The organism is Micromonospora lutea, assembly GCF_016863535.1.
Classification (GTDB): Bacteria; Actinomycetota; Actinomycetes; order Mycobacteriales; family Micromonosporaceae; genus Micromonospora; species Micromonospora lutea.
This window is the reverse complement of sequence record NZ_BOPB01000005.1, coordinates 195905-219527: the sequence shown is the minus strand read 5'-3', so window position 1 is coordinate 219527 and position 23623 is coordinate 195905. Positions and strand designations below refer to the sequence as shown.

Below are 23623 nucleotides of genomic sequence, written 5' to 3'. Positions count from 1 at the left end.
TGACGTCGTGAAGCGGTATGGCTCGGATGCGGGGTCAGGCGACCGAGGCGGGGAACCTCTCCCAGACCCGGTGTGCGGCCATGAGCTGCTGGACACCGGCCAAAACCTCACTCGCGGCGTCGCCGGTGACCACGCCGGACGTGCCGAGGACACCGGTCTGCTCCAGGGCCACGACGCCGGTCCCCCACGCGCCGATGGCCTTGGCGTGCCGCCAGCACTCCTCGACCATCAGCAGCACCCGAGGGTCGACGCTGGCCGAGCCGGTCGCGCCCGCCTTGGCGTCGCGGGCCGGCAACGCGTCCGGTGCCGGCGCGGGTGCCGAGGCGAGCAGGAGCGCGTCGAGTTCGACCGAGCGGCCGGTGGCGAAGCTCCGCTGCGCGGGCAGGTCGCCGATCGTGCCGCCGTGCGGCGCGATCAGCAGCGGCACCATGTCGGCGGCGAAGATCGCCTCGCGGGCCGCCCGGACGCTGTCGAGGTCGGCCTCGGGGCCGACGACGATGCCGACCATCCGGCCGTCGGCCGGCCACTCCCGCCCGACCTGGGACAGCGCGGGGCTGGGCTCGACGTCGGCCAACGGCACGGTCGGCTCCGGCGCGGGCAGACCGAGGCCGGTGGCGACCTCGGCGCAGAGCACCGGGTCGATGTTGGCCAGGCACTGGAGCTGACGTTCCTTGATCGCCTGGTGGTAGCACTTGCCCAGCTCGAAGGTGTACGCCCGGATGATGTGTTCCCGTTCGACCGGGGACATGCTCAGCCAGAACAGGCGGGCCTGGCTGAAGTGGTCGTCGAACGAGACCGGATTGGCGCGCACCTTGGGGGCCTGCGTGACCTGCACCGGCAGGTCGACGAAGGGGTGGTCGTCGTCGCCGGCCGGGAACGGGTTGCCACCGTCGAGGGAGTTCGGCCGGTACGGTGCCACCCCGGCGTGGACGGCGTGCTGGTGGAAGCCGTCGCGCAGCATGTCGTTGACCGGGGCGTGCGGCCGGTTGATCGGGATCTGTGCGAAGTTCGGCCCGCCCAGCCGGGTCAGTTGCGTGTCGACGTACGAGAAGAGCCGGCCCTGCAGCAACGGGTCGTTGGTGACGTCGATGCCCGGCGGCAGGTGCCCCACGTGGAAGGCGACCTGCTCGGTCTCGGCGAAGAAGTTCCTCGGGGTGCGGTTCAGGGTCAGCTTGCCGACCGGCTGTACGGGTGCGAGCTCCTCCGGCACGATCTTCGTCGGGTCGAGCAGGTCGATGCCGGCGAACGTCTCCTCGGGGGTGTCGGGGAAGACCTGGAGGCCGAGTTCCCACTCGGGGAACGCCCCGGCCTCGATGGCGTCGTAGAGGTCACGCCGGTGGAAGTCCGGGTCGATGCCGCCGAGCAGCTGGGCCTCCTCCCAGACCAGGGAGTGCACGCCCAACTTCGGCTTCCAGTGGAACTTGGCCAGCGCCGTCTCCCCGGCGGCGTTGACCAGCCGGAAGGTGTGGACGCCGAAGCCTTCCATCGTCCGGTAGGAACGCGGGATGCCCCGGTCGGACATGTTCCACATGGCGTGGTGCTGCGCCTCGGTGTGCAGCGAGACGAAGTCCCAGAAGGTGTCGTGCGCGCTCTGCGCCTGCGGGATCTCCCGGTCGGGGTGGGGCTTCCCGGCGTGGATGATGTCGGGAAACTTGATGGCGTCCTGGATGAAGAAGACCGGCATGTTGTTGGCGACCAGGTCGAAGGTGCCCTCGTCGGTGTAGAACTTCGTGGCGAAGCCCCGGGTGTCCCGGACGGTGTCGGCCGATCCGCGCGAGCCCAGGACGGTGGAGAAGCGGACGAAGACCTCGGTGGTCCGCCCCTTGGCCAGGAAACCCGCCCGAGTCACCGCCTCGGCGGTGCCGTACGCGGTGAACTCGCCGTGGGCACCGGCACCCCGGGCGTGCACCACCCGCTCGGGGATGCGCTCGTGGTCGAAGTGGGTGATCTTCTCTCGCAGGTGGTGGTCCTGGAGCAGGACCGGTCCTCGCGGCCCGGCCTTGAGGGAGTGGTCGGTGTCCCGCAGCCGCGCGCCCTGCGCGGTGGTGAGGAAGGCACCCTGCTGGCCGTAGGCGGCGGCCGGCGCGCCGGTCTCCGCCCCGGTCGGCGTACGGGTCTGCGGGGCACCCTGTTCGGGTTTCGGCGGCAGCGGTTCGTGTGGCGTCGTCGGCTCGTCGAGGGGCGGCGGGGCGCTGCCCGGTGCACCGGGCACCTCCGGGGTGAGGGCGTCGGTCACTTTCTCCGCCGCGGCCTCCACAACATCCTTGACCGCCTTGGCGGGGTTGCGGGCATTCATGTTGACGGGTACCTCCTGGGACACGAGAGCCAGATGCCAGGGCGGTACCCGGAGCAGACCGAGCAAAACGGAGCGAATCGAGCGGATGTGGGTAGCCTCGATCACTCCGGCCGCAGCTGCTCGTAGTACGCCTTCATCGGCGGGTGGTAGTCGTCGAACGCCGGCAGCGCCGTGCCGTCGCGGGCAGCCACCAGGCAGTCGAGGTAGTACTCCCAGCCCGGCCCCACCTCACCGATGCCGGTGGTGTCGACGAGGTGGTGGACGAACCGCAGCTCGGTCCGCTCGCTCTGTGGGGTCAACAGCAGTTCCAGCGCCCAGTGGCCATGGTCGTCGCGCATGGTCACGGCCAGCCGCCGGGGTGGCTCGCACGCGTCGATCGTCATGTCGGACCAGGGCGCGCCCTCTTCGAGGGCCATTCGTACCCGGATGGTACGGCCGGGCGCGGCGTCGCCCTCCCAGGGGCCGAACCATCGTGCCGTGCGTTCCGGCTCGGTGAGGCTGGCCCAGACGTCGTCGATCGCGGCGGGGAAGGTACGGGTGAGGACCAGGTCGATGCCGTCGTCGACGCCGAAGAGGCGGCCGGTGGGTGTGCGGCTCATGCGGTGCGCTCCTGTGGGTTGGAGGGCGAGTCGCCGGTGCGGCGGTCGCGGCGGGCACGGAAGACCTCGGTCTCCAGGGCGTCGAAACGGCGTTCCCAGAGGTCGGTCCGGGTGAACTGGGTCAGCCACCGCGCCAGGTCGGCGAGCCGGGTCGGGTCCAGCTCGTAGCGGCGCTGGCGGCCAACGACGGTGTCGCGGACCAGACCGCTGTCGCGCAGTACGCGCAGGTGCCGGCTGATCGCCGGTCGGCTGATCTCGAACTGCTCGGCGATGCGCCCGGCCGGAAGCCGGCGCTCACGCAGCAGTTCGAGGATGCGTCGCCGGACCGGATCGGCGATCGCGGCGGCAATGTCGTCCACGATTGAAGCGTAACCCATCGGTTACGCTTTTGTCGGTCAGCTCGTTCGACGGGCGTGCACGCGTTCGATGGCACCGTGCGTCAGGCGCTCCGAGGCCACCACCGTGAGGTCGAGCTGGCGCACGACGTCCAGCGGACGTCGGGTGTAGTGCTCCCCCTGGGTCGGCACGCTGACCAGGTCGACGAGATGCTGAACGGCGCGCAACAGCACGTTGGACGCCACGACATGATCGGCGAGCAGCAGGCTGCCGCCGGGCCGCAGCACCCGCACGAACTCGGCGAGGGCGGCCCGCTCGTCCGGAACGCAACAGAGGGCGAAGGTGGACACCACGGTGTCGAACCGGCCGTCGACGAACGGCAGCGCGGCGGCATCCGCCGGCAGCAGCGTCATCTCGCGACCGAGCCCGACGGCCCGCTGTCGGGTGACCCGCACCATCCGTGGACTCCAGTCGACCCCGACGAGGTCCACGTCGTCGGGGTAGTACGGCAGATTCAGGCCGGTGCCGACGGCCACTTCGAGAGTGGATCCGGTCGCCCGCTGGCACACCCAGCGCCGGCTGTCGGCGAGCAGGCGTCGCTCGACCGAGGCGACCTTCCGGTCGTAGCTTGCCGCCTGACCGTCCCAGTACCGGACCAGTCGCTCCCGTCGTGGCATCCACCGCTCCCGCCCGTCCCGCCCGGCGAGCGGCCGGCGCGCGGTGGCCGGCAATCCGACGCGACCACCGGCCGCATCGTGTCACGACGGCGCTCATCGACCCGGCCCGTCAACGTTGACAGCCCGACGACGACGTGATCTGCTCGGCACAGATTGGTAACGACAATCGTTGTCATTATCGAAGGAGGATCATGTCTCTCACCGTGTCGCCGAGCCTGCTGCGGGCCGCCGAGTCCGGACCCGTCGACGACGAGGCGTTCTTGGCCTGCGTCCGCGAGTCACTGCCGTACGCCTGGCGGACCGTCCACCGGGTGGTGTCGGAACTGGCATCCTCGGACGCCGAGTTCACCGACAACCAGGTGCCCCCGCCCAGCGAGGCGGAGCGGGGCCAACTGCTGCGGGCGTTGGCCAGTGACGCCATCAGGTCCAGCCTGGAGCGTCACTTCGGTGTCAAGCTCGCCTTCCAGAACTGCCACCGGATCGCGGCGTTCCGACCCTCCGCCGTCGACTCCGACACCTACCGCCGGTTCATCTCGGTACGGGGGCAGTTGCTCAACCAGTCACCGGAGCTGCGCAACTGCTGATCTGAGCCAGGCCCGGCGGGCCGGCCGAGCCTCGGCCCGCCGGATGGCAGGTCTGGCGCGCAGTGGCACACCTTTGCGACGCTGGCGATCATGTATGACTACGACCTGTTGGTGCTGGGCTCCGGGCCCAGCGGTCAGAAGGCCGCCATCGCCGCCGCGAAGCTGGGCCGGCGGGTCGGTCTGGTGGAGCGCCGCGACATGCTCGGCGGAGTGTGCATCAACACCGGCACCGTGCCGTCCAAGACCCTCCGTGAGGCCGTGCTCTACCTGACCGGCCTCAGCCAGCGAGATCTCTACGGCAGCAGCTACCGGGTCAAGGACGAGATCACGGTCAGCGATCTGGCCGCCCGGACCCAGCACGTCATCAACCGGCAGACCGATGTCATCCGTCACCAGCTCGCCCGCAACCGGGTCGCGATCATCACCGGCACCGGGCGGTTCGCCGATGCCCACTCGGTCTGGATCGACGGCGACTCCGGCCGCGAATCCAGGATCACCTTCGACAAGGCCATCATCGCCGCCGGCACCCGACCGGCCCGACCGGACAGCGTCGACTTCGACGACCGGACGATCGTGGACTCCGACGGGGTCATCAACCTTCAGACCGTCCCCCGCAGCATGGTGGTGGTCGGCGCGGGCGTGATCGGCATGGAGTACGCCTCGATGTTCGCCGCCCTCGGCACGAAGGTGACCGTGGTCGAGCGCCGGGAGCGGATGCTCGACTTCTGCGACGAGGAGGTCATCGAGTCGCTGAAGTACCACCTGCGGGATCTGTCGGTGACGTTCCGCTTCGGCGAGGAGGTGGCCTCGGTCGAGAAGCACCAGACGGCCGCGTTGTGCGTCCTCAAGAGCGGTAAGAAGATCGTCGCGGACACCGTCATGTACTCGGCCGGCCGGCAGGGCCAGACCGACGGGTTGGACCTGGCAGCGGCGGGGCTGAGCGCCGACCGGCGCGGGCGCATCGAGGTCGACGCGAACTACCGCACCGCGGTGGAGAACATCTACGCCGTCGGCGACGTGATCGGTTTCCCGGCGCTCGCCTCGACCTCGATGGAACAGGGACGACTGGCCGCGCAGCACGCCTGCGGTGAGCCGGAGCGCCCGATGCACGAGCTGCAGCCGATCGGCATCTACACGATCCCGGAGATCAGCTTCGTCGGGAAGACCGAGGAGGAACTGACCGACAGCGCGACCCCGTTCGAGGTAGGCATCGCCCGCTACCGCGAGCTGGCGCGCGGCCAGATCGTGGGCGACTCGTACGGCATGTTGAAGCTGCTCGTCTCGCCGCAGGACCGCCGGCTGCTCGGCGTGCACGTCTTCGGCACCGGCGCCACCGAGATCGTCCACATCGGGCAGACGGTGATGGGCTGTGGTGGCACGGTGGACTACCTGATCGACACGGTTTTCAACTACCCGACGCTGGCCGAGGCGTACAAGGTGGCCGCCCTGGACGCGGCCAACAAGATCCGCAACATCACCCGCCTCGACCGCTGACGCGACACCGCGAGTGACGGCAGGCCCTCCGGGCGCAGCCACCATCCGTGACGGCGATACCCCACCGACCCACTCTCCCCCATCCGCACTTTGCTCTGCTTCAACGGACGCAACAGCGGTCTGAGCTGGGCCTTTCCACGCTCGTCGCGCCGGCCGCACCCGACCGGCCAGTCGCGCTGGGTGACCGTTGCGTGAGTTGAAGCAGAGCAAAGCGTGCGAAGGAACATAGGCGAGGAGAGGCGGCAAACGCAGACAGTGACGGCCGAAGGGTTGCCGGTCCGGGCACGGGTCGCGGCCCCCGGCGAGGACCGGGGGCCGCGATCCGGAACCTGGATCCGGCCTGGCTAGCGCGCCAGCGCCGGCTCCCGGGTGACTCCCAGGTGCCGGGCGTACGCGCTGGTGGTGAAGAACGACGGCAGGTCCTCACCGAGGGCGGTCTCCTCGACGATCCGCGCGGCCTGCTCGGCGCGTTCCCGGTCGGCCGCCTCACGCTCGGCGACCAGGGCGGCCAGTTCCTCGGCGAGCATCGAGCGAACCAGTTCCTCGGTCACCGCACCCCCACCGGCCAACGGTGTGCTGTGGTGCAACCACTGCCAGAGCTGGCAGCGGGCGATCTCGGCGGTGGCGGCGTCCTCCATCAGGTTCCACAGCGCCACCGCACCCGCGCCACCGAGCCAGGCGTCGATGTAGCGCAGCGCCACCGCGACGTTGGCCCGCACCCCCACCTCGGTGACCTGGCCCGGGGTCTTGTCCACCGAGAGTAGTTCGGCGGCGGTGACCGTCACCTCGTCACGACGCCGGTCGAGCTGGTTCGGGCGCTCGCCCAGCACCCCGTCGAAGACCTCCCGGCAGGTCGCCACCAGGCCGGGGTGGGCGACCCAGGAGCCGTCGAAGCCGTCACCGGCCTCGCGCTGCTTGTCCGTCCGCACCTTGCCCAGTGCCGTCTCGTTGACCTGCGGGTCACGGGCCGGGACGAAGGCGGCCATGCCGCCGATCGCGTGCGCGCCGCGCCGGTGGCAGGTGCGCACCAGCAGTTCGGTGTACGCGCGCATGAACGGCACCGTCATCGTCACCTCGGCGCGGTCCGGCAGGACGAAGTCCGACCACTGTCCGAAGTTCTTGATCACGCTGAAGATGTAGTCCCACCGTCCGGCGTTCAGGCCCGCCGAGTGCTCCCGCAGCTCATAGAGGATCTCCTCCATCTCGAACGCTGCGGTGATCGTCTCGATCAGCGTGGTGGCCCGGATGGTGCCCTGCGGCAGCCCGATGTAGCGCTGGGCGAAGACGAAGATGTCGTTCCACAACCGCGCCTCACGGTGGCTTTCCAGCTTCGGCAGGTAGAAGTACGGGCCTCTGCCGGCGTCGAGCTGCCGCCGGGCGCAGTGGAAGAGGTAGAGCCCGAAGTCGACCAGGCTGGCCGAGATCGGCCGCCCGTCCACCACGATCCCCTTCTCCACCAGGTGCCAACCGCGCGGCCGGACCACGATCGTGGCCAGCTCCTCGCCGAGCGCGTACCGCTTGCCACGGGCGTCGGTGAAGTCGATCCGGCGGTCCAGGGCGTCGATCAGGTTGAGCTGACCGTTGATGACGTTGTGCCAGGTCGGCGCGGTGGCGTCCTCGAAGTCGGCGAGCCACACCTTGGCGCCGGAGTTCAACGCGTTGATGGTCATCTTGCGGTCCGGCGGCCCGGTGATCTCGACCCGCCGGTCGACCAGGCCGGGGGCGGGCGGTGCCACCTGCCAGGTCGGGTCGTCGCGGACAGCCGCCGTCTCCGGCAGGAAGTCGGGCAGCTGGCCGGTGGCGTAACGGTCGCGGCGGGCCCGGCGGGTGTCCAGCAGGGCCACCCGGCGGGCGGCGAACTCACTGTCCAGCGCGACCAGGAACTCCAGCGCCTCGGGCGTGAGCACCTCGTCGAACCGTTCGGCCATCGGGCCGATGATCTCGTATCTCACGCGAACTGCTCCTCTTCGGTCGACCCCCGCAGGGCGGTGGTCTCGGCGGCGGGGTTCAGCACCGTGCTGATCAGGTCGAAGTAACCGGTACCCACCTCGCGCTGGTGCTTGACCGCGGTGTAGCCGGCCGGCTCGGCCGCGAACTCCCGCTCCTGGAGCGAAACGTACGCCGACATGCCGTCCGCCGCGTAGCCCCGGGCCAGGTCGAACATCGAGTAGTTGAGGGCGTGGAAGCCGGCCAGGGTGATGAACTGGAACTTGTAGCCCATGTGGCCGAGTTCCCGCTGGAACTTGGCGATGGTCGCGTCGTCGAGGTGCTTGCGCCAGTTGAACGACGGCGAGCAGTTGTAGGCGAGCAGCTGGTCCGGGTACTCGGACTTGATCGCCTCGGCGAAGCGGCGGGCGACCTCCAGGTCCGGCGTGCTGGTCTCCATCCACAGCAGGTCGGCGTGCGGAGCGTAGGCCAGCCCCCGGGCGATGCACGGCTCGATGCCGTTGCGGACCCGGTAGAAGCCCTCGGCGGTGCGCTCGCCGGTGACGAACGGCTGGTCCCGCTCGTCGACGTCGGTGGTCAGCAGGGTGGCGGCCTGCGCGTCGGTGCGGGCGATGACCACTGACGGCACACCCGCCACGTCGGCGGCCAGCCGGGCCGCTTCCAGGGTGCGAATGTGCTGACCGGTGGGGATGAGCACCTTCCCGCCGAGGTGACCGCACTTCTTCTCGCTGGCGAGCTGGTCCTCCCAGTGCACCCCGGCGGCACCCGCCGCGATCATCGCGTTCATCAGCTCGTACGCGTTGAGCACGCCGCCGAAGCCGGCCTCGGCGTCGGCGACGATCGGCGCCAGCCAGTCGACGCCGGAGGTGTCGCCCTCGGCGGTGGTGATCTGCGCGGCGCGCAGCAGGGCGTTGTTGATCCGACGCACCACTGCGGGCACCGAGTTGGCCGGGTAGAGGCTCTGGTCGGGGTAGGTGTGCCCGGCCAGGTTCGCGTCGGCCGCCACCTGCCACCCGGAGAGGTAGATCGCCTTGAGCCCGGCCCGGACCATCTGCACCGCCTGGTTGCCGGTGAGGGCACCGAGGGCGTGGATGTAGTCCTCACTGTTCAGCAGCCGCCACAACCGGTTCGCGCCGTGCCGGGCCAGGGTGTGTTCCTCCTGGATCGCGCCACGCAACCGCACGACGTCCTCGGCGCGGTAGCTGCGCCGCACACCCCGCCAGCGAGGGTTGGTGTCCCATTCGTGCTGCAACTGCTCGACCGCGGTAACCATCGTTTCTCATTCCCTTCGAATTCCGTCAGCACCCGGTGACGCTGCGCCAAACACCGGTCGCCGGATGTGCAACCCACGGTCACACGGCACGCCGAAGCTGGTCGAGAGACGGAAAGAGCCAATTATTGAAAAGTCGACGAGCCATTCTGCGAAGTTGTGAAAGCACCTATTCGCAGCAGTGCTAATGTTTCCGGATCAGTTCGCCGGACAGGGAGGTGAGGACCATCGCCAGGACCTTCGCCGGGGCCCGGCTACGCCGGATGCGCGAGGAGCGTGGGCTCAGCCAGACGGAGCTGGCCCGGCACCTCAGCATCTCCCCGAGCTACCTCAATCAGATCGAGCACGACACCCGGCCACTGACCGTCCCGGTGTTGCTGCGCATCACCGAACTGTTCGGCGTCGACCCGACCGTGTTCGCCGCGCACGACACCCCTCGACTGGTCGCCGGGCTCCGCGAGGCGCTGCCCGGGCGCGCCGGTCTGGCCGAACTCACCGAACTGGCCACCCGGCTGCCGGAGGTCGCCGCGGCGGTCATCGAGCTGCACCGCCGCTACCAGCAGGCCGACGAGCAACTCGCCGAGCTGGTCGGCGACCGCGAGCGGATCGGCCGCAGCCCTCACGACCAGGTCACCGAGTTCTTCTACCGGCGACAGAACTACGTACCGGACCTCGACGAGGAGGCCGAGCGGCTGGCCGGGCGGATGGGGTTGCGTCGTGGCGAGGTCCGCGCCCTGCTGCGCGACCGGCTGGCGCAGCGGCACGGTGTGGACGTCGTTCGCGAGGACGCCGCCGCACTCGCCGGGCAGCTGCACCGGTACCGTCCGCAGAACCGCACCCTGCACCTGTCCACGTCGCTGCGCGCCGGGCAGGAGGCGATGCGGATGGCGGCGCAGATCGCGCTGTTGGAGTTCGCCGACGTCATCGACGAGATCGTCGAGTCGGAGGAGTTCGACGACGTGCAAACCCAGATCCTCACCCGGGTCGGTCTGGCCAACTACTTCGCGGCGGCGCTGATCCTGCCGTACGAGCAGTTCCTGACCGCCGCCGAGCAGCGTCGCTACGACATCGACCTGCTCACCCAGCACTACGGCATGGGCTGGGAAACGGTCTGCCACCGACTCAGTACGTTGCAGCGGCCCCGGGCGCGCGGAGTGCCGTTCTCCTTCGTCCGGGTCGACCGGGCCGGCAACATGTCGAAGCGTCAGTCAGCCACCGGCTTTCCGTTCTCGCGTACCGGCGGCACCTGTCCGCTCTGGACGGTGTACGAGGCGTTCGGCGCACCGGGGCGGGTGGTGACCCAGGTCGCCGCCATGCCGGACGGGCAGCGTTACCTGTGGATCGCCCGCACCATCACCCGGCACCACGGCGGCTACGGCCAACCCGGCAAGGTGTACGCCATCGGACTGGGCTGCGAGGTGCGCCACGCCAGCCGGCTGGTGTACTCCACCGGAATGGACCTGCACGCCGCCGAGGCCGCCACCCCCATCGGTCCCGGCTGCAAGACCTGCGAACGGATGACCTGCCCCCAGCGGGCCGCCCCGCCCATCAGCCGCCAACTCGACCTCGACGAGAACCGCAGCACCTTCATCCCGTACCCCCTCCGCGACTAACCACCCCGCCCACTCCCCCGGGGGGGGGGGACGGGGCACGCCGCTTACGGCCGGTCGGGCCGCGGGTGCCGGTACGCTTGCGGTCTTCACGAGCATGGGGCAGGTGCATGGCTGGTCGTCCGTACCGGGTTCCACCGCCACCACTGGTCGTCAGCCTGATACTCGTCGCCGCGGTGCTGGCCGGTTGTTCGGTGGCACGTCCCGCCGAGACCACCCGGTTGCGGGTGCTCCAGATGAACCTCTGCAACAGCGGCATGGCGAAGGGCTGCTACACCGGACGGTCGGTCGACCGGGCCGCCGAGGTGATCCGCGCCGAGCGGCCCGACGTGGTCACCCTCAACGAGATCTGCTCCGGTGACATGGCGGCGTTGGAGCAGGCGATGACCCAGGTGCACGACGGTACCGTGGTGGCCGCCTTCCAGCCGGCGCGCAACGGCCGCACCGGCGACCCGTACCGCTGCGTCAACGGGCAGCAGTACGGCGTCGGGGTGCTGACGCACATCGCGGTGCCGGAGGGTGGGCACACCGTGCACAACGGGTTCTACCCGGCGCAGGACCCGGCGGACCCGGAGCAACGGGCCTGGCTCTGCGTCGAGGCCAGCACCGTCTACTTCGCCTGCACCACGCACCTGGCGTACACCAGCGCCACGCTCGCCCTCGCTCAGTGCGCGCACCTACTCGACGTGGCCATTCCCGGATTGCACGCCCGGACCCGCTACCAGCCCACGGTGGTCAGCGGCGACCTGAACCTTCGGCACGGCGGCTCCCCCGACGTGAAAACCTGCGTGCCGGCCGACTACCGGCACCGGCACGACGGCGGGGTGCAGCAGTTCATGGCCACAGCCGACGTCACCATCGATTCGACCAGGTCGATCGGCATGGCCGGCACCACCGACCACGCCGCCTTCCTGGTCACCCTCACCACCAGCCGACAGCCGGACCCCGCTGCCTGAGCGGACCGTTCAGTCCCACCAGAATGCCCAGGTCGGGGCGTCGACGAGACGATCGGCGTAACCCGCGAGCGTGCACGGACGCTGGCCCTGCCAGATGTTGTCCGGGCAGAAGGCGAAGTGCTCGGCGGCGATCGGCAGCGCCTCGGCGAGGTCCCCCGGCGGCGCGGCGACGCTGAGGTACAACTCGGCCGACCCGACGCCGATCACCCGTACCCCGAACCGGTCCTCCCAGCTGGCCAGCACCAGGGAAAGCTCGCTGGTGCTGCTGGCGTAGTTGATCGCCCCCTGCCAGCCCATGGGGGCCAGCGCGGCGCTACCCCGCTCCGCAGCGACCAGGCCGAGGCGCATGGTGGGCTGGGTCTGCGCCAACTGCTCGGCCCAGTGGTCGGCGTGCCGCTGCGGCGTCACCCGCGGCCGGGCCGACGGCGCCGGACCGGGCCAGTCCTGACCGTACGGGGCGGTGATGGCGATCCGTTCCGCCGGCGAAAACATGTCGTCCTCGTCGTCGGTGCCGGTATGGGACGCCCACCAACCGGCGAGGAGCCGCTCGACATCATGCTGGGCGAACGAGGATGTCCGTTCCAACCAGAGTTCGCCAGGCCAGGAACGGTCACCGTCGAGCTGGTCAAGCAGCAACGGCCAGAGCCCGGACGCCTCGTGTGCCGCGTGCAGTTGCGGCCACAGCCCGGCCGGCGCCGGGCCGTCGCTCACCCACAACACCGGCCGCTCACCGTCACCCTTGTCACCGCGTACCGTCCGCCCAGGCGGCAACGGCACGGCCAGCGTCAGCGTCCGGGACTCCCCGTCCGCGAACAACTCCACCAGGTCAGCGGGCATCTCGTTCAACGGCGACGTCACGAGGCGTGAGGATAGCGATCGGATCGAACAGTCAGCACCCGACGGGCCGGGACAGCGGAAAGTCGGTCCCTAGTCAGGATCGTGCCAGGCGTCGCGTACCAGGGCGGGAAGCAGTTGGGCGGCCGGGCCGCGCAGGTTGACCCGGGACACCTCGTCCAGTGGCGTCGGCAGCGGATTGATCTGGATCACCGTGGCACCGCGTCGTGCGGCGACCTGGGGAATCTCGGCGGCCGGATAGACCAGGCCGGAGGTGCCCACGGTCAGCAGCAGGTCGCAGTTGGCGGCGGCCTCGACGGCGGCTTCCAGCGCCTCGGGCGGCAACGCCTCGCCGAACCACACCACCCCCGGGCGGACGGGTGCCGCGCAGCGCGGACAGCGCGGCGGTGGGATGCGACGCCCCTCGGTTGGCTCGAGCGTTGTGTCGTCGGCAACCGGTACCGGGTGGGAACACCGGGAGCAGCGCGGCGCGAACAGGCTGCCGTGCAGGTGCAGCGGGGCGACCGAACCGGCCCGCTCGTGCAGGTCGTCAACGTTCTGAGTGACCAGCACGGCCTGCGGAACGCGCTTTTCGATCGCCGCTACGGCCCGATGTCCCGCGTGCGGCTCAGCCAGCCGCACCGTCTGGCGTCGCCATTCGTACCAGCCGTAGACGAGTTCCGGGTCGGCGTGGAACGCCTCCGGTGTGGCGAGCGCCTGCGGATCGTAGCGCTGCCAGAGACCGGTGAGGGCGTCGCGGAAGGTCGGCACGCCACTCTCGGCGGACATGCCCGCGCCGGTGAACACCACCACCCGCGGTGCCTGGCCGAGCAGCGCCGCAGCCCGAGCCGTTTCCGGTTCCGTCATCCGTGGAGCCTATCGGGGCTCGCGTGCTGCGGGCCTGCGGGCGGCGACGACGTGGGCAGGCTGTTCGCCAAGGTCGTTTACAGTGTCGGCCACCGCGCCGCCGCCACCAGACGATGCCGATCGGAGGGCCGTTGCGTCGGATCCGCGAACTGGAGTTTCACGACTGGTTGCTGCTTCCGCTCGTCGCCGTCTGCATCGGTTGCGCGATCTGGCTGTCCACCACCGCAATCGACTCGTTCCGTGCGGAGCACGGCGGGTTGGCCGGTGAGATGACCGTCGAGGACTGCGTGTACGCCGACACCGACGACGGCCCCGAGTGGACCTGCTCGGGCCCGTTCGTCTCGGCCGACGGTGCCGTCCACATCGACGTGGTGACGATTCACGATCGCTTCCGTGAACCTCTGGAAGACGGTACGACCGTGGCAGGCACGGTCAGCAGCCCGTCGGCGGACACCCTCTACACCGACGAGCAGCTCTGGATGTGGCTGGCCGGGGGCTCGGTCGTTTTCTTCGGTATCGCCCTCTATCACCTGCTGCCCATTGTGCGTGGCCGGGCCGAGGAGGTGGCGCCGCCACCTGCTGTTGATCCCGAGCAGGCAGCGGTTGCCGAACGGATCCGCGGCTTCCTCGAAGAGTGGGACCACGTGTTCCAGCCGCCGGCCCCGGTGCGGGTCGCAGCGGCGGTCGACGAGCCGAAGCGGACGAACCTCGCCATCTGGAAGGTCATGGCCGGCTGGCTGCTGCTCGGGCTGACCATCGCCGGCATGGTCTGGCATCTGGCGCTCTGGGAACGGCAGCAGGACGCGCTGCTCACCGGCAGCGCGCTGGGCACGGTCACCGCGACCCGGCTCGGTGCGGATGACCGGATCGAGGTCACCTTCTCCGACGGTACGGGTGTCGACTGGTGGGTGCGGTGGACGCCCCGGGACGCCGACAGCTATCCCGAAGGCGGTCAGGTGCCGCTGCGGTACGACCCGACCCGACCAGACGAGGCGGTGCCGGAATACCGCGAGTTCTTCGAGATCGAGCCACGGGGCCGCAGCGTGCTTGTCCAATTGGTGCTGCTGCCCGGCATCGTGCTGGCCTGGGCGTGGACCTGGCGGCTCGGCCGCTGGGCGCTGGGCGCGTTGCGCCGTGGTCGGCCCGCCGAGGCCCACGTCACGGTGGCGGAGCTGCACTGGGGCACCGAACCCACGTCGTTCTGGCTCAAGATCCGCAGCGATGGTCGAACCTGGTACCAGCGGATCGTCTGGGATCGCCGACTGGTGCGCTGGCTGGACCGCAACCCGTGGCACGGTGGCCGGGCACCGCTACGGGTCGAGTTGCGGCGCTGTCCGGGACTGCGGCGCATGTACCTGGTCGACGCGGCCGGGGTGGGACGGCTCTGGCCGGCGAGCACCGCCCGCAGCCGGCCGCCCCGCAACTACGAGCTGAGCCCGGTCAGACTCAGTTCGCTCGGCTTCTCCGAGCCGGCCGTCAGGCACCTGAAGATCCTGCTGGCACTGGCCGTACTGGCCGGGGGAGGCTGGCTGCTGGCCGGCTTTGCCGGTGCCGCTTACCTGCTGGCGCTCATCGGCGGCTACCAACTGTGGGGTGGCGGCGCGCCGTGGCGGGGCTTCTACGCCGTGCGGCCCGGCCGCTGACCAGGGCGACGAGCATGCGGCGCGGGCGGGGTCACTCGGACAGGATCTGCTCGCGGAGGATGTCCGCGTGCCCACAGTGCTGGGCGAACTCGCGCAGCACGTGCAGGTAGATCCAGCGCAGCGGAAGCGGGCCGCGGCGCGATGCTCGTCGAGGAACGCCTCGAACTGGGCCCGCAACGGCTGGTCTTGCACGTCGTCGGCGGTGATCAGGGGGAAAGCCATGGCCGAAGCATGCCAGCGTTCCGCCTCGGTCAACGCCCGGCTCCGGCCACTGCGGCACCTTCGGGCTCAGCGTTGCACGCGGGCACCGGCTCCACGCACCAACGCCTCCACCTCGGCCAGGCTGGCCATCGACGTGTCACCCGGAGTGGTCATCGCCAGCGCACCGTGCGCGGCACCGTACTCCACCGCGAGCGCCAGGTCACCGTCGCGTTCGAGCAGGCCGTAGATCAGCCCGGAGGCGAAACTGTCGCCGCCGCCGACCCGGTCGAGGATCTCCAGGCCGGGCCGGTGGGTGGCCTCGGCGAACGCGCCGCCGGCCCAGGCCACGGCGCCCCAGTCGTTCACGGTCGCGCTGCGCACGCCGCGCAGGGTGGTCGCCACCACCTTGAAGTTGGGGTACGCCCGCACGACCGCCTCGATCATCGCCTTGAAGTTGCCGGCGTCCAGCGCACCACTGTGGATGTCGGTGTCCGGCACCGGGAAGCCGAGGCAGGCGGTGAAGTCCTCCTCGTTGCCGATCATGACATCCACCAGGCGGGCGAGTCGCGCGTTCACCTCTCGCGCGCGGTCCTGGCCGCCGACGGCATTCCAGAGACTGGGCCGGTAGTTCAGGTCGTACGAGACGATGGTGCCGTGCCGGCGAGCAGCGGTCATCGCGGCCTCGGCGGTCCGCGCGGCGGTCTCGGAGAGGGCGGCGTAGATGCCGCCGGTGTGCAGCCACCGCACCCCGAGCGTGCCGAAGAGGTGGTCCCAGTCGACGTCGTCCGGCTTGAGCTGGCTGGCGGCGGAGTGGCCCCGGTCGGAGGTGCCGACGGCGCCGCGGACGCCGAAGCCACGCTCGGTGAAGTTCAGACCGTTGCGGACGGTGCGGCCGATCCCGTCGTACGGCAGCCAGGTGACGAAGCTGGTGTCGACGCCGCCTTGCAGAATCAGGTCCTCCAGCAGCAGACCGACCTCGTTGCGGGCGAACGCGGTGACGACCGCGGTGCGCAGGCCGAAGCAGCGGCGCAGGCCCCGGGCCACGTTGTATTCGCCGCCGCCCTCCCAGACCCGGAACTGGCGAGCGGTGCGGACCCGGCCCTCTCCCGGGTCGAGCCGCAGCATGACCTCGCCGAGCGAGACCAGGTCGTAGCGGCAGTCGGCCTTCGGGCGGGGGTTCACCGCGCTCACGCCGCACCTCCGGCGGCGGTCAGCGCCTCCCGCGTGCGGGCGGTGATCTCGTCCCACTGCTCGCCCGCGATGAGATCGGCGGAGACCATCCAGCTCGCCCCGACTGCCAGGACCGCTGGCAGGGCGAGATAGTCCGCGATCACCGCGGCGGTGATGCCGCCGGTGGGGATGAACCGGACGTCGCGGAACGGTGCCGCGAGGGCCTTGATCATCGCTGCGCCGCCGAGTTGCTGGGCGGGGAAGAACTTGACCACGTTCAGGCCGGCGTCGAGAGCCATCTGGATCTCGGTGGCGGTGGCGGCACCGGGCACCACCGGCACGCCGGCCTGCTGGCAGGCGCGGACCACAGCCGGCGCGAAGCCGGGGGTCACCACGAACCGGGCACCGGCCGCGATCGCCCGCTCGGCCTGCTCGACGGTGAGCACCGTGCCGGCGCCGACGGTCAGGTCGCCGCGGGCGGCGAGCGCCGCGATGGCATCCAACCCCGCAGCGGTACGCAGGGTCACCTCGACCGCCGTCAAGCCACCCTTGACCAGGGCGTCCCCGAGCGGATCGGCGAGTCGTGCGTCGTCGAGCACCACCACCGGCAGCACCCGGCCAACCGGGAGGTGTTCAGAGTCATGAACGTTGGTCACATACGTGACCTTACTGGAGGCGTACGCCCTTCGCTAGAGTGGCCCCGTGTCCACCGCGCCCGACGACTTCCAGCCCGTCAAGTCGGCCGGGCGCACCCTCGACCTGCTCGAACTGCTCGCCGATCAGCCACACCCCTGGACACTGGGTGATCTGGCCCGTGCGCTCGGCATCCCGAAGAGCAGCCTGCACGGCCTGCTACGGACGCTGACCAGCCGCGGCTGGGTGCGGACCGACGCGACGGGCACCCGGTTCCGGCTCGGCCTGCGCGCCCTGCGGGTAGGTGCCGCCTACCTCGACGGGGACGACCTTGTCGGTCTGCTGTCCGGCGTTCTGGACGAGTTGTCCCGTCGCTTCGGCGAAGCCGTTCACCTCGGTCGACTCGACGGCGACCAGGTTGTCTACCTCGCCAAACGGGAGTCGGTCCACCGGCTGCGCCTCTACAGCGCCATCGGGCGTCGGCTCCCGGCCCACGCTACCGCGCTCGGCAAGGCTCTGCTCGCCGAACGTCCCGAGCACGAGGTGGACCGGACGCTGTCCTGGCCGCTGCCCCGACTCACCCCGCACACGATCACCGACCGCGAGGGCCTGCATGCCGCACTGGCCGCCGTGCGGACGGCCGGCCACGCCGTCGACCGCGAGGAGAACGCCGAGGGCATCATGTGCTTCGCGATGGCCGTACCACTGGCGACCCCCGCGGCCGACGCGGTGAGCATCTCGGTGCCGGTGACCCGGCTGCGGCCCGGCCTCGACACATCGATCGTCGCCGCGCTACGGGAAACGGTCGGCGGTCTCGCCCTGGCCCGCAACATGCTGACCGCGTAGCCGGCCCTCCCCGCCGCCGCTCCCAGTCCCGTTCGGCCTCCGCCGTCGACCTTCTCAACGCGCGGGCGACGACCGCGGTCGTGACCGGTGCAGCCGTAACGGTCAGCAACATCCGCCGCCCCCGCCCCTCGTACCCTGTCGCGCTTTGCTCTGCTTCAACCCACGCAACGGTCACCCTCGGTGTCGAACGCGGGCACTGTCTTGGTTTCTGACCGCCGGATCGCCGCAGCTCAGCTCCCCTGTGCGTCGGTTGAAGCAGAGCAAAGGCGGTGGAAGCACTACCCGGGAGTCGGCGGCGACCTCACGTTCCGTCAGCTAACTGCCAGAAGACCGACCACCGTCACGCAACGTCATGATGGCTCGGCCGGCCAGTGCGCTCACTGGCCGGCCGCCCGGTCGAACTGGGAGTAGGTGTAGTAGCCAGCCGGCTGTAGAAGGGCACGCCGGGAACGGCCTTGCTGGCCGCCGATGGCGATGGAGACCTTGACGTTGTTCGCCCGGGCCAGACCGCCTGCGCGGCGGTGGGGGCTACGGCGAGGGTGGCACCGGCGGTGACCAGCGTGAGCAGACCGGCGGCCAGGGCCGAACGCGGCCGGGGACGTGGTGAGGACATCGAGGACCTTCCCCAGGCAGGTGAGGGTGCCGCACCGCCACGACCGGTCGCTGTTGAGCCGCCGATGACCGGCCGTGACGTTACGGGTGCTGGGTTCCTCGAGCAGCCAAATCTTGAAGAGTGTTAACGGTAGCGGTCAATGATGCCCTTCGATCACACCCGGCCGGCTCGGCTCAGCCGACGGTGACCTGGTACAACGTCGTGTTGACCTCGCCGCTGCCGGTGAAGATCTCCGGTCCCGCCTGGACGCTGGTCAGGTACTTCGAGCTGCTCATCCAGCCCCGGGAGACCACGTCGTTGGTGAAGTCGCGGATGTTGAGGGTCGCGCTCGTGGTGTTGCTGGTCCGCACGTAGGAGTAGACGTTCCAGGTGCCCACGTAACCACGCCAGACCTCCCAGGTGGTGCCGGCGATGGTGACGGTGCCCTGGCGGCTACCGGCGGGCGACGCGTTGGAACGGTAGAGCCAGATCATCAACTCGTCGGTGGGCTGGTCCGCGGAGCCCGGGTCGGCCATCGGGTGGAACCACATGTCGTACGCGACATTCATGTTCGAGACGCCGTTGGAGGTGACGGTGAACTGCCAGTTGGTGGTGACGTCACGGTTGGTCGAGACCTGCACCGGTAGGCCCGTGTTCGATCGCCGCCAACCCCAGTGCCAGCCGAGGATCGCTGCCGCGTACGACTTGACGCTGCTCGGGTCGCCGCTCCAGTGGTAGCTGGTCCCCCACCGGATGGGGTTCCCGGGCCCGCCGTGGGACCAGATGCACTGGCTGCCCGTCGCGTCGGCGGCACCCCACTGGTTGTTGGGAATCCAGTACCTGCCGACCTCGATCACGTCACTGCTGTCGCACAGCGGCCCGACCGGCGGCCAGTCGGGTATGGGACCAGGGGTGGTACGGCTCGGCGTCGGGGTCGGACCTGGGTTGCTGGAGCCGGTGCAGGTGACTCCGTTGAGTGCGAACACGGTCGGCACCGGGTTGCTGCCGCTCCACGAGCCACTGAACCCGAAGTTCGCGGTGCCGTTGAGGCCGATCGTCCCGTTGTACGGCATGTTCGCCGCGGTCACCTGCGCGAGGTCCTGGGTCACTGTGGCGTTCCACGCCTGCGTCACCCGCTGCCCGGCGGCGTACGCCCAGGTCAGGCGCCACGACGTCACCGGCTCGCCGAGGTTGGTGATGGTCACGTCGGCGTTGAAGCCGCCTTGCCACTGCGCGGAAACCGCGTACCGCACCGCGCAACCCACCCCTGCGGCGTGCGCGACAACGACTCCGACGGCGGCGGTGACGACGGTGCTGGCCACCGCGGCGGCGAGCAGGGCGATGCGCTTCCGTTTCACCATTGCTCTCTCCTTCAGTCCCGGCCGCCGTCCGGGCGACCGGGACTGTTCGCGCTCACAACCGATTCCTGCCAGGCAGGTTGTGACCACGTACGGAGGCGGCAGCCGGCAGCGGCGTGTGCGTGGCCGGACCGTGCCAACGGCGCTGGCCTCGGCCGTCGCGGCCCATCGCGCCTGGCGACCGTGCCCTGGAAAGTCGCCCGGCGGACACGGCGCCGGCTCGGTCGCCCTGCCCATCAACGATGGCTGACGCTGCGACGGTACGACGACAGACAGACGGCAGTCAATGAATGCCAGGTCGCCGCCGGGCGCGCCGACGACGCTGTGACCGAACGAGGGCCGGCCGTGCGGGGCGAACCCCGCACGGCCGGTGTGCTCGGCTCGATCAGCCTGCGGTGCAGGACCTGATCTGCGGTCGAGCGCTGGAGTTGCCGTTCATCATCGTGGTGAAGCCGAACGTGTTGCCGCTGCCGTTGGAGCGCACGGTCATGATGTTTCCGCTGCCGTCCCAGCTGAAGCTGCCGCTCCAGGTGGAGGAGACCCTCTGCGGCGCGGTGATGGCGACGACCACCGACCAGGTGCTGGCCCCACTGACCGTCACGGAGGTGTTGTAGCGGTCACCCCAGACCTGACCGGGCGTCACCGTCGCGGTGCAGCTTCCAGCGGGCGGCGGGGTGGTCGGGTTGCCGGTGGGCGGCGGGGTGGTCGGGTTGCCCGTCGGCGGCGGGGTGCCGGAGTTCAGCGCCGCGAGCACGGCGTCGTACGCCGGCTTCTTCTGGCCGCTGCCGTTGAACAGCAGCGGGCTCTCGTTCGAACGCCACGAGTCCGAGTCGCGGATGCCCCAGACGGTGATGCCCTTGCAGCGCGCGACAGCGAGGCAGTCGTTGACCACGTTGCGGTAGGCGTCGGACGGCGCGTTACGGATGTCCAGTTCGGTGATGTGCACGTCGACGCCGAGGGCGGCGAAGCTGGACAGCGTGGTGCGGTAGTTGCTCGGGTAGTTCGAGCCGCCGGTGAAGTGCGACTGCAGGCCGACGCAGTCGATCGGCACGCCACGGCTCTTGAAGTCCTGGACCATCCGGTAGACGGCCTGGGTCTTGGCGTCGTTCCAGTTGTCGATGTTGTAGTCGTTGTAGCAGAGCTGGGCGTTCGGGTCGGCCTGACGTGCGGCGCGGAAGGCCGCCTCGATCCAGTCGTTGCCGGTGCGCTGGAGGTTCGAGTCACGGCGGGCACCGCTCGACCCGTCCTGGAATGCCTCGTTCACCACGTCCCACCAGGCGATCTGACCCCGGAAGTGGGTGGCGACCTGGGTCACGTGGTTGAGCATGGCGTTGCGCAGGGTGGTGCCGGACATGTTCTGCATCCAGCCGGGCTGCTGCGAGTGCCAGGCCAGGGTGTGCCCTCGAACCTGCATGCCCTGGTTGCGGGCGTGCTGGACCAGCCGGTCGGCGTTGCCGTAGTTGAACTGCCCCTGGTTCGGCTGGAGCGCGTCGATCTTCATTTCGTTCTCGGCGGTGACCTGGTTGAACTCGCGGTTCAAGATGGTCGTGTACGCCGAGTCGTTGAGCCTGCTCACCGCGACGGCGGTGCCGAAGTACCGACCGCGCTCAGCCGCCGAGGCACCGAGGGTGCTCGCGGCGCTGGCGCTGCCGGGCAGAACCACGGCGCCCGCAGTGGCGAGCAGTCCGACGGCGGCTGAGACCACGAGCGCGGTGCGCAGTCGCCTCGACCGTCCGGGTGCTCGGGAAGAGTTGGCCATGTGACGCTCCTTCCGGGTCCGGTGGCCCGTCTCAGGGCAGCATGAATCCGGACTGTGGGTGAGGAAAGGGATTGACGACGCGATCCCGGCCAAAGGGTCGCAGCGCCCTTACTGGGCCGAAGTATTGCAGCGGGATTTCACGCACGTCAATCATTTCCGAAACTTTGCCCGGAAGTTTCGGAGCGTCACCGGGTGCGGCGGCGATCATCGCCGGGCCCGGTGACTGACTCGCCACGCCGGGAACTAGCCGGCGGTGCAGGTGGGCGTCATCCCGCTGGCGGTGCCGGTGCCCTGGAAACCGAACTCGGTCGACTGTCCGGCCGCGATGGACCCGTTGTAGCTGACGTTGCGGAAGGTGACGGCGCCACTGGAGCCGCTGCGCTCGGCGTTCCAGGAGTTGGTGACGCTGACGCCGGAGGGCAGTGTCATGGCCACCGCCCAGCGGTTGACCGGGGCCGAGCCGGCGGTGACCCGTACGGTGGCGACGAAGCCACCCGTCCACTGGTTGACCGACACCGACGCCGAGCAGGCACCGCTGGCCGGAGGCGTGGTGGGCGGCGGAGTGGTGGGCGGCGTCGTCGGCGGGGTGGTGGTGGGCGGCGTCGTCGGAGGCGGCGTGGTGGGCGGCGGCGTGGTGGGCGGCGGCGTGGTGGGCGGCGGGGTGGTCGGGCCGTCGGCGAGGGTCGGGGTCTGCCAGTCGCGCCACTCGGACAGGTTGCCGGCCTTACGGCTGGAGATCCGGAAGACGCCCGCCGAGCTACCCGTCTTGTGCAGGAATTTCTGGATGTGCTGCTGCAACGGGGTACGCCACTCCGACCGGGAGGCGCAGTGCGTGCCGTCCTGGACGTCTGACCAGTAACTGATGTTGTCGCCTGCGCCGAGCGCCCGGTAGACCTCCGCGCCGGCCAACGCCGCGACGCTGGAAGAGCGCGCGGCCAGCCAGTCGATGTGCGGGTTGTCCATGATGAACAGTCCCCGCGGAGCCACCATGGCCACCGTCTGGTGGGTGTCGATCGGCAGATTCGCCGGATTGCCGGTGTACGAGCCGAAGGCGTCACCCAACCACGGCTGCTCACCGTAGGCGCTGCTCAGCGGTTGGGCACCGGACTCGCCAGGGATGCCACGGAAGATCGGCGAACCGGCGCTGCCCGACTCAATGGGCATGGTCAGCGCGATGCGCTGGTCGAACGCCCCGGTCACGAAGGCACCCTTGCCGTAGCGGGAGCACCCCGTGACGCCGGTCGCGTCCGCGCGCAGGATGCCACCGCCCGACTGCTCGATGACGTCGATGATCCGACTCACGCCCCAGGCCCAGGCGACCAGCAGCCCGCTTCCGCTGGAGGAGCCGTAGATGTTGTAGAAGGCGCCCTGCTTGTTGTTGCGGGGCGTGCCTTCCCGCCCCACCGCGAGCGGGTCATAGCTGATCACCGCAGCGCCGGCGGACCTGATGGTGGCGGTGTCCGCGCCGAATCCACCCAGCACGACCACGGCCGGATACGGTGCACTGCCACTGGTGGGCAGTTGCACGCTAGCCGAGAAGCTCGCGGTACGGCCGTTGTGGGTCACATTCACCGTGATGGCGGTGTTCGAGACCGTGCCGCTGACGGTCTGCGGTTTCGCCGGCTTTTCCCCGTAGACGTACCGTTGCGCGAGGTGCTTGGTCTCGGCCCGTTGGCAACGCCAGTCGGACTTGGTGGAGATCCGGCTCCCGTCGAGCTTACGGAAGGGATCGGGCAGCCTGGGATTCGACGAGGGCGAACTCGGGTTCGATGTCGGGCAGTCGAAGCCCTCGTCCTCCACCGGCGAGACGGCCGCGAGCCCGGCGGTGGCCCGGGCCATACCGGCCGGCGCCACCAGCCAGGCCGTCGCGGCGAGAGCGAGTGCCGTTACCGCCGCCAGCACGACGGCCGTCGAACGAGTCCGGGAACGGCCCTGCATCGTGATCATTGAA

20 protein-coding genes are annotated in these 23623 nt (G+C 70.0%); 6 read left to right on the top strand and 14 right to left on the bottom strand.

Annotated elements, in window-relative coordinates; translation table 11 throughout:
- Positions 1–34: 34 nt before the first annotated feature.
- The 4 genes from Vlu01_RS06290 to Vlu01_RS06275 form a co-directional block, all read right to left on the bottom strand.
- Entirely contained in the window at positions 35–2296 is a 2262-nt protein-coding gene (locus Vlu01_RS06290) for a catalase (RefSeq protein ID WP_203995332.1), read from the bottom strand.
- Between the two features lie 101 nt (positions 2297–2397).
- On the bottom strand, positions 2398–2895 hold the full coding sequence (locus Vlu01_RS06285; protein ID WP_203995331.1) for an SRPBCC family protein: 498 nt from the start codon (positions 2893–2895) through the stop codon (positions 2398–2400).
- Entirely contained in the window at positions 2892–3254 is a 363-nt protein-coding gene (locus Vlu01_RS06280) for a metalloregulator ArsR/SmtB family transcription factor (RefSeq protein ID WP_239095729.1), read from the bottom strand. Before Vlu01_RS06280 ends, Vlu01_RS06285 begins: the two co-directional genes overlap by 4 nt.
- 36 nt (positions 3255–3290) lie before the next feature.
- Complete coding sequence (locus Vlu01_RS06275; protein ID WP_203995328.1) at positions 3291–3908, bottom strand: class I SAM-dependent methyltransferase; 618 nt, start codon at positions 3906–3908, stop codon at positions 3291–3293.
- A gap of 191 nt (positions 3909–4099) precedes the next feature.
- Here Vlu01_RS06275 and Vlu01_RS06270 point away from each other — a divergent pair, with 191 nt between their 5' ends.
- Positions 4100–4492, top strand: a complete 393-nt coding sequence (locus Vlu01_RS06270) for an SCO5389 family protein (protein ID WP_203995327.1) — start codon at positions 4100–4102, stop codon at positions 4490–4492.
- 90 nt (positions 4493–4582) lie between these two features.
- Positions 4583–5986: a Si-specific NAD(P)(+) transhydrogenase gene (gene sthA, locus Vlu01_RS06265; RefSeq protein WP_203995326.1), complete on the top strand. Its 1404-nt coding sequence runs from the start codon at positions 4583–4585 to the stop codon at positions 5984–5986.
- 344 nt (positions 5987–6330) lie between these two features.
- Here sthA and aceB read toward each other — a convergent pair whose 3' ends face one another.
- Together aceB and aceA are read right to left on the bottom strand one after the other, a co-directional pair.
- Entirely contained in the window at positions 6331–7938 is a 1608-nt protein-coding gene (aceB, locus tag Vlu01_RS06260) for a malate synthase A (protein WP_203995325.1), read from the bottom strand.
- Positions 7935–9206, bottom strand: a complete 1272-nt coding sequence (aceA, locus tag Vlu01_RS06255) for an isocitrate lyase (protein ID WP_203995319.1) — start codon at positions 9204–9206, stop codon at positions 7935–7937. The genes aceB and aceA overlap by 4 nt, the downstream gene beginning before the upstream one ends.
- A 215-nt stretch (positions 9207–9421) precedes the next feature.
- Here aceA and Vlu01_RS06250 point away from each other — a divergent pair, with 215 nt between their 5' ends.
- Together Vlu01_RS06250 and Vlu01_RS06245 are read left to right on the top strand one after the other, a co-directional pair.
- Positions 9422–10816: a short-chain fatty acyl-CoA regulator family protein gene (locus tag Vlu01_RS06250; protein ID WP_203995316.1), complete on the top strand. Its 1395-nt coding sequence runs from the start codon at positions 9422–9424 to the stop codon at positions 10814–10816.
- Between the two features lie 107 nt (positions 10817–10923).
- Positions 10924–11769: an endonuclease/exonuclease/phosphatase family protein gene (locus tag Vlu01_RS06245; RefSeq protein WP_203995314.1), complete on the top strand. Its 846-nt coding sequence runs from the start codon at positions 10924–10926 to the stop codon at positions 11767–11769.
- A 9-nt stretch (positions 11770–11778) separates the two neighbouring features.
- Here Vlu01_RS06245 and Vlu01_RS06240 read toward each other — a convergent pair whose 3' ends face one another.
- Positions 11779–12627 (bottom strand): DUF4253 domain-containing protein, encoded by an 849-nt coding sequence (locus Vlu01_RS06240; protein WP_203995312.1) that lies wholly within the window; start codon positions 12625–12627, stop codon positions 11779–11781.
- Positions 12628–12696: 69 nt separating this feature from the next.
- Positions 12697–13470 carry an SIR2 family NAD-dependent protein deacylase gene (locus tag Vlu01_RS06235; protein WP_203995311.1) on the bottom strand — a complete coding sequence of 258 codons (774 nt, stop codon included), beginning with the start codon at positions 13468–13470 and terminating at the stop codon, positions 12697–12699.
- Between the two features lie 113 nt (positions 13471–13583).
- On the opposite strand from Vlu01_RS06235, the gene Vlu01_RS06230 reads away from it, so the two are divergent.
- The gene (locus tag Vlu01_RS06230; RefSeq protein ID WP_203995302.1) at positions 13584–15113 is read left to right on the top strand and encodes a hypothetical protein; all 1530 of its coding nucleotides are present in this window, start codon (positions 13584–13586) and stop codon (positions 15111–15113) included.
- Between the two features lie 31 nt (positions 15114–15144).
- Here the strand turns inward: Vlu01_RS06230 and Vlu01_RS27470 are convergent, their stop codons facing one another.
- From Vlu01_RS27470 to eda, 3 genes are read right to left on the bottom strand one after another with little or no spacing between them, the layout of a single operon-like run.
- Positions 15145–15393: a mycothiol transferase gene (locus tag Vlu01_RS27470; RefSeq protein WP_239095728.1), complete on the bottom strand. Its 249-nt coding sequence runs from the start codon at positions 15391–15393 to the stop codon at positions 15145–15147.
- An 8-nt stretch (positions 15394–15401) separates the two neighbouring features.
- Complete coding sequence (locus Vlu01_RS06220) at positions 15402–16505, bottom strand: sugar kinase (RefSeq protein WP_203995293.1); 1104 nt, start codon at positions 16503–16505, stop codon at positions 15402–15404.
- Positions 16502–17140: a bifunctional 4-hydroxy-2-oxoglutarate aldolase/2-dehydro-3-deoxy-phosphogluconate aldolase gene (gene eda, locus Vlu01_RS06215; RefSeq protein WP_203995290.1), complete on the bottom strand. Its 639-nt coding sequence runs from the start codon at positions 17138–17140 to the stop codon at positions 16502–16504. The genes Vlu01_RS06220 and eda overlap by 4 nt, the downstream gene beginning before the upstream one ends.
- 46 nt (positions 17141–17186) lie before the next feature.
- Between eda and Vlu01_RS06210 the strand changes: the two genes are divergently transcribed.
- A complete protein-coding gene (locus Vlu01_RS06210; protein WP_203995288.1) occupies positions 17187–17963 on the top strand; it encodes an IclR family transcriptional regulator in 777 nt (258 codons plus the stop codon).
- Positions 17964–18749: 786 nt separating this feature from the next.
- On the opposite strand, the gene Vlu01_RS27825 is transcribed toward Vlu01_RS06210, so the two are convergent.
- From Vlu01_RS27825 to Vlu01_RS06195, 3 genes are all read right to left on the bottom strand, one after another.
- Positions 18750–19916, bottom strand: coding sequence for a glycoside hydrolase family 12 protein (locus tag Vlu01_RS27825; RefSeq protein WP_203995287.1), 1167 nt, complete (start codon positions 19914–19916; stop codon positions 18750–18752).
- 382 nt (positions 19917–20298) lie between these two features.
- Positions 20299–21672: an endo-1,4-beta-xylanase gene (locus tag Vlu01_RS06200; RefSeq protein WP_203995285.1), complete on the bottom strand. Its 1374-nt coding sequence runs from the start codon at positions 21670–21672 to the stop codon at positions 20299–20301.
- A 243-nt stretch (positions 21673–21915) separates the two neighbouring features.
- The gene (locus Vlu01_RS06195) at positions 21916–23619 is read right to left on the bottom strand and encodes a glucuronyl esterase domain-containing protein (protein ID WP_203995281.1); all 1704 of its coding nucleotides are present in this window, start codon (positions 23617–23619) and stop codon (positions 21916–21918) included.
- Between the last annotated feature and the right edge of the window lie 4 nt (positions 23620–23623).